General features: G+C 58.0%; 6 protein-coding genes and 1 pseudogene. All 7 read left to right on the forward strand.

Annotated elements, in window-relative coordinates:
* Positions 1-78: 78 nt before the first annotated feature.
* Positions 79-180, forward strand: a pseudogene (locus HUK65_RS19145) (DNA methyltransferase); the annotation flags it as partial.
* Positions 181-219: 39 nt separating this feature from the next.
* The gene (locus tag HUK65_RS17945; RefSeq protein WP_235442259.1) at positions 220-1122 is read left to right on the forward strand and encodes a type IIL restriction-modification enzyme MmeI; all 903 of its coding nucleotides are present in this window, start codon (positions 220-222) and stop codon (positions 1120-1122) included.
* Positions 1123-1184: 62 nt separating this feature from the next.
* Entirely contained in the window at positions 1185-1406 is a 222-nt protein-coding gene (locus tag HUK65_RS17950) for a type II toxin-antitoxin system CcdA family antitoxin (RefSeq protein ID WP_235442260.1), read from the forward strand.
* Positions 1406-1702, forward strand: a complete 297-nt coding sequence (locus HUK65_RS17955) for a CcdB family protein (RefSeq protein ID WP_179907628.1) — start codon at positions 1406-1408, stop codon at positions 1700-1702. Before HUK65_RS17950 ends, HUK65_RS17955 begins: the two co-directional genes overlap by 1 nt.
* A gap of 2 nt (positions 1703-1704) precedes the next feature.
* Positions 1705-3750: a pseudomurein-binding repeat-containing protein gene (locus HUK65_RS17960; protein ID WP_179907631.1), complete on the forward strand. Its 2046-nt coding sequence runs from the start codon at positions 1705-1707 to the stop codon at positions 3748-3750.
* On the forward strand, positions 3743-4939 hold the full coding sequence (locus HUK65_RS17965; protein ID WP_179907629.1) for a GIY-YIG nuclease family protein: 1197 nt from the start codon (positions 3743-3745) through the stop codon (positions 4937-4939). Before HUK65_RS17960 ends, HUK65_RS17965 begins: the two co-directional genes overlap by 8 nt.
* Before the next feature lie 8 nt (positions 4940-4947).
* Positions 4948-5451, forward strand: a complete 504-nt coding sequence (locus HUK65_RS17970) for a hypothetical protein (RefSeq protein WP_179907630.1) — start codon at positions 4948-4950, stop codon at positions 5449-5451.
* Positions 5452-5520 lie beyond the last annotated feature (69 nt).

Here is a 5520-nt window from a genome sequence, read left to right on the forward strand (position 1 = left end):
CAGTTTGCCCAGCTCGCAGCATAAGTCTGTCCAGCGTCAGCCTACACTCAACCATGTTGAAAATTTGCGACAGAACCGATCGCCTTTGCCCATACCAGTTTCAAATGGGCGAACCTTGCCAGTCATAATGCGGGTGTCACCGTCGCTATCGTAGCCATTTCAAACCATGCAGGGCCTATCCGAAAACTGTTCTCATTGGGCGATGATGGTGGCTCAGTCGTGAAAGAAGCGGCTAACGTCAACGCCTATCTGGTGGCTGCGCCGAATGTGATCGTGGACAAAGCCAGCAGACCGATGAACGGTGCCGCTAACATGAGTTTTGGGAACAAGCCGGTTGACGGCGGTCATTTGCTATTGAGCGGTGACGAAGTACAGGCACTTGGTTTGACCGCTGAACAGCGTGACAAATTCATCCGCCGGATTTATGGTTCTGCGGAATTCATCCGCGGTCTGGAGCGTTATTGCTTGTGGATTGAGAACGATCATCTGCAAGAAGCGATGAGCATCGACGCAATTCGCCAACGCATAGAAGGCGTGCGCGAGATGCGACTAAACAGCCGTGACAGAAGCGCGAATGAGATGGCAAGTCGCGCCCATCAGATGCGCGAAATGCGCATCGGAAAGTACTGGACGCTTACTGTTCCTCGGACCTCTTCAGAAAACCGCCCATACTTGCCGAATGGGATTATTGATGCGCGGTCAACAGTGACCAGTGAAACATTCGCGCTTTACGACGCCCCGCTCTGGAACATGGCACTGATCGCCTCGCGCCTGCATCTGGTCTGGATCGCTACGGTCTGCGGCAAGATGAAAACCGATTTCCGCTATTCCAACACCATGGGCTGGAACACCTTCCCCGTTCCGAAACTCACTGATAAAAACCGCGCAGACCTGACAGCAGCAGCAGAAGGCATCCTTCTGGCCCGCGAGGCGCATTTCCCCGCGACCATCGCGGACCTCTATGACCCTGAAAAAATGCCTGCCAACCTCCGCGCCGCGCATGACCACAACGATGAGGTTCTGGAACGCATCTACATCGGCCGCCGCTTCCGCAACGACACCGAACGGCTGGAAAAGCTGTTCGAGATGTACACGAAGATGACAACGAAGGTGAGCGCATAGCGTTTGCCGGGCAGCCCGGATGTGTGTTATGTATGCGCATGACTAACCCGCAGGAGAAACGCATGAACAAGCGCGCAACGAACCTGACGATCGACCCGGTTCTTCTGGATGAAGCCCGCGGGTTGAACATCAACCTGTCCGCCACCTTTGAGGCCAGCCTGCGCGAGGCCGTGCGCAAGGAAAAAGCCGCAAGATGGCTGGAAGAAAACCGTGCGGCACTGGATGGCTACAACGCCTGGATCGAGCAAAACGGCCTGCCGCTTGAAAAATACCGGCAGTTCTGATGGCGCGGTTCAGTCTGCATGATCTGCCCGGCGGTGGCCGGGTGGTGAACCTGCAAAGCGATTTCCTTGACTGGGCGGATACGCGGGTTGTCGCCCCGCTGGTGCCGGTGGACCAAGCCCCGCCGCCCGCCAAACATCTGAACCCCGTGATTGCGCTGGACGACGGGCAATTCGTGCTCATCGTCCAATCCATGGCGGCAGTCCGTGCCTCGGCGCTTGGGCCAGCGGTGGGTGACCTGTCAAACCATCAAGATGAGATCACGCGGGCGGTGGATATGGTTTTTCAGGGGTTTTGATCATGGCTCAGGTGCCCTCCGTCTCCGTCAAATATGCCGCCAACGGCAGCTCGACCAAGTCGAACGAGCTTGGCATGCGCGCGATGCAGGTGAAAGCCTATGAGAAGCGGGGCGAGCAATACCTGCTGATCAAGTCGCCCCCTGCCTCGGGCAAGAGCCGCGCGCTGATGTTCATCGCGCTCGACAAGCTGCACAATCAGGGGCTGCGTCAGGCCATCGTCGTGGTGCCGGAGAAGTCCATCGGGTCCAGCTTCAACGACGAGCCGCTGAGCAAGTATGGCTTCTGGACCGACTGGACCGTCCAGCCGCAGTGGAACCTGTGCAATGCGCCCGGTGGCGATGACGGCAAGGTCGGCGCCGTGGGCAAGTTTCTGGCGAGCAACGACAAGGTGCTGGTCTGCACGCATGCCACTTTCCGCTTCGCCGTCGACAAGTTCGGGATCGAGGCGTTCGATGATCGCCTGATCGCAGTGGACGAGTTCCACCACGTCTCGGCCAACCCCGACAACAAGCTGGGCACGCATCTGGGCGCGCTGGTCGCCCGCGACAAGGTGCATCTGGTGGCGATGACCGGATCGTACTTCCGCGGCGATGCCGAGGCCGTTCTGTCGCCCGAGGACGAGGCGAAGTTCGACACCGTCACCTACACCTATTACGAACAGCTGAACGGTTACAGATACCTCAAGTCGCTCGACATCGGGTATTTCTTCTATTCCGGGTCCTATGCGGATGACATCCTCAAGGTGCTCGACCCGACCGAGAAGACGATCCTGCACATTCCGAACGTGAACTCACGCGAAAGCACCAAGGACAAGCACCGCGAGGTCGAGCACATCATCGACGCCTTGGGCGACTGGCAGGGCACCGACCCCGCCACGGGGTTTCAGTTGGTCAAGACGCCGGAAGGGCGTGTGCTGCGCATCGCCGATCTGGTGGATGATGAACCCGCCAAGCGGGACAAGGTTTCAGCCGCGCTGAAGGACCCGGCGCAGAAGAACAATCGCGACCATGTCGACATCATCATCGCCCTGGGGATGGCGAAGGAAGGGTTCGACTGGATCTGGTGCGAACACGCCCTGACGGTCGGCTATCGCGCCAGCCTGACCGAGATCGTGCAGATCATCGGCCGCGCCACCCGCGACGCCGAGGGCAAGACGCGCGCGCGCTTCACCAACCTGATCGCCGAGCCTGATGCGGCGGCTGAAGCGGTGACCGAGGCCGTGAACGACACGTTGAAGGCCATAGCCGCGAGCCTGCTGATGGAGCAGGTGCTGGCCCCGCGTTTCAATTTCACGCCCAAGACCGTGAAAAGTGGCCCTGTAGAAGGGTTCGACTACGGCGAGGGCGGCTATGATCCGAGCAAGGAAAATGTCGGCTTCAACGAGGCCAGCGGTCAATTCCAGATCGAGATCAAGGGCCTGGTCGCACCGAAGAGCAAGGAAGCCAAGCGCATCTGCCAGGAGGACCTGAACGAGGTGATCACCGCATTCGTGCAGGACAAGACCACGATCGAACGCGGCCTCTTCGATGAGGAATTGGTGCCCGAGGAACTGACGCAGGTTCGCATGGGCAAGATCGTTGGAGCAAAGTTCCCGGAGCTTGATGCCGAGGATCAGGAGGCCGTCCGCCAACATGCCATTGCGGCATTGAACCTGACCCAAAAGGCCAAGGAGATCGCGCTGTCGAGCGGCGATGACACACAGCCGACTGCCAACACGGCATTGATCGACGGGGTGCGCAAGTTTGCCATGGATGTGCGGGAACTCGACATTGACCTGATTGATCGCATCAATCCGTTCGGGGAAGCTTATTCAATTCTGGCGAAGACCATGAGTGAGGAGAGCCTTCGACAGGTTCAGGCCGTGATTTCGGCAAAAAAGGTGCAGCTATCGCCGGATGAGGCGCGCGACCTTGCGAAACGAGCAGTCAAGTTCAAGCAAGAGCGAGGCCGCCTGCCATCGATTACATCGGCGGACCCGTGGGAAAAGAAAATGGCCGAAGGCGTGGCCTACCTCGCCCGCATGAAGCAGGAGGCTGCCAATGGCTAAGGGTTTCACCGAGGACGATGATGCCCTCCTTGCTGAGCTTGGCGTCGAGGTCGAGGTCAAGAAGCAGCTCAGCCGTACACCACGTGAAGAGCGCATCATCGCAGGCTTTGAGGAAATCCTGCAATTTGCCAAAGAGCACGGTCGGCCTCCCCAACACGGGGAAGACCGCGAGATATTTGAACGTCTCTACGCCGTGCGACTTGATCGCATCCGCGACTTGCAGGAGTGCCGCGATCTCCTTGCCCCACTGGACCAGCAAGGTCTCCTTGCAGACACCTCTTCCGCTCTCCCGGCGTCAGAGCCTGATGATTTAGATGACGACGCCCTTCTCGCTGAGCTGGGCGTGGAAGTCGCTATATCACCACTCACAGAATTGAAGCACGTCCGGTCGACAGCCGAGAAAAAGGCCGCCGATGAGGTGGCAAACCGCGAGAAATGTGAAGATTTTGCGACGTTCAAGCCGTTGTTTGAGCAGGTCCAGAAAGAGCTGGATACCGGTTTGCGCGAGACCCGCCCGTTCGAGATGAAGGCCGAGATCGAGAAAGGACGCTTTTTCATCGTCAGTGGTCAGAAAGCCTATGTCGCGGACAAGGGCGAGACTATCACCAATGAGCAAGGTCGCACGGATGCGCGTCTGCGGGTGATTTTTGACAACGGCACTGAGAGCAACATGCTGATGCGCTCGCTGCAAAGGGCGTTAAACAAGGACGACGCTGGACGCCGGATCACAGATCCATCAGCGGGGCCACTTTTTTCGGATCAGACACTCGACGGTGATGAGGCGAGCGGGATCATTTATGTTCTTCGCAGCAAATCCGATCATCCACTTGTCACGGCAAACCGGGAACTCGTGCACAAGATCGGTGTCACCAATATGAGCGTTGATAAGCGGATCGCTGGCGCGCATCTGCAGCCGACGTTTCTTATGGCGAATGTCGAGGTGGTTGCGACATATGAACTCTACAACATCAACCGGTCCAAGCTGGAGAACCTGATCCACCGCATTTTCGAACCCGCACGGCTCGAGATCGAGATCATGGATCGCTTTGGAAGGCCTGTGGTTCCGCGAGAGTGGTTCCTCGTACCCTTATTCGCGATCAACGACGCGGTCGACAAGATCAGGGACGGCACAATAACCAGCTATCGCTATGATCCCCATGCTGCCGCACTCAAGCCGATTTTGAGGTAGGATAGGCGATGGATCGGGACCGTCATACGCGTCGAGGGAAATGGTCAGAGGCAGGCGTCCCGAAAAAAGGCTGGACCTGTGTAGCGGTCGAAGACTTGGAAGAGCCCAGCCAACTCTGCGAGATGTGTGACAGCGCCGAAATCCGGTATGCCCATATCATGGAGCATCCAAACTATCCCGGTTCGCTTCAGGTCGGCTGTGTTTGTGCTGAGCACATGGAAGAGGACTACAAGCGGCCCCGGGAGCGGGAGACGCGTCTCAGAAATTCCGCACGCCGCCGCGCCGCCTGGCCTTCTCGAAAGTGGCGCATATCCCGACAAGGCAACCCTTATATCAACACGGACGGGTTCAATCTGACAGTCTATCGGGAAGGAGTCGGATGGTCAGTGCGTGTCCTGAGAAGGGCATCGGGAGCTGTTCAGGTTGGGAGGAAGGCCTATTCAACCGAAAACGATGCAAAGCTTGCTGCATTCAATGCGCTTCTTTGGGCGAAGGATCACCTATTGTTCTGAGTCTGACGCATCTTACCGGTTCCCTCTGATTTCATCCAGCGCGTCGAGTGCGCGGCGTTCCCGGGTGAG

Origin of the sequence: Rhabdonatronobacter sediminivivens, from assembly GCF_013415485.1 — a bacterium.
In the GTDB taxonomy this organism is placed as follows: Bacteria; Pseudomonadota; Alphaproteobacteria; order Rhodobacterales; family Rhodobacteraceae; genus Rhabdonatronobacter; species Rhabdonatronobacter sediminivivens.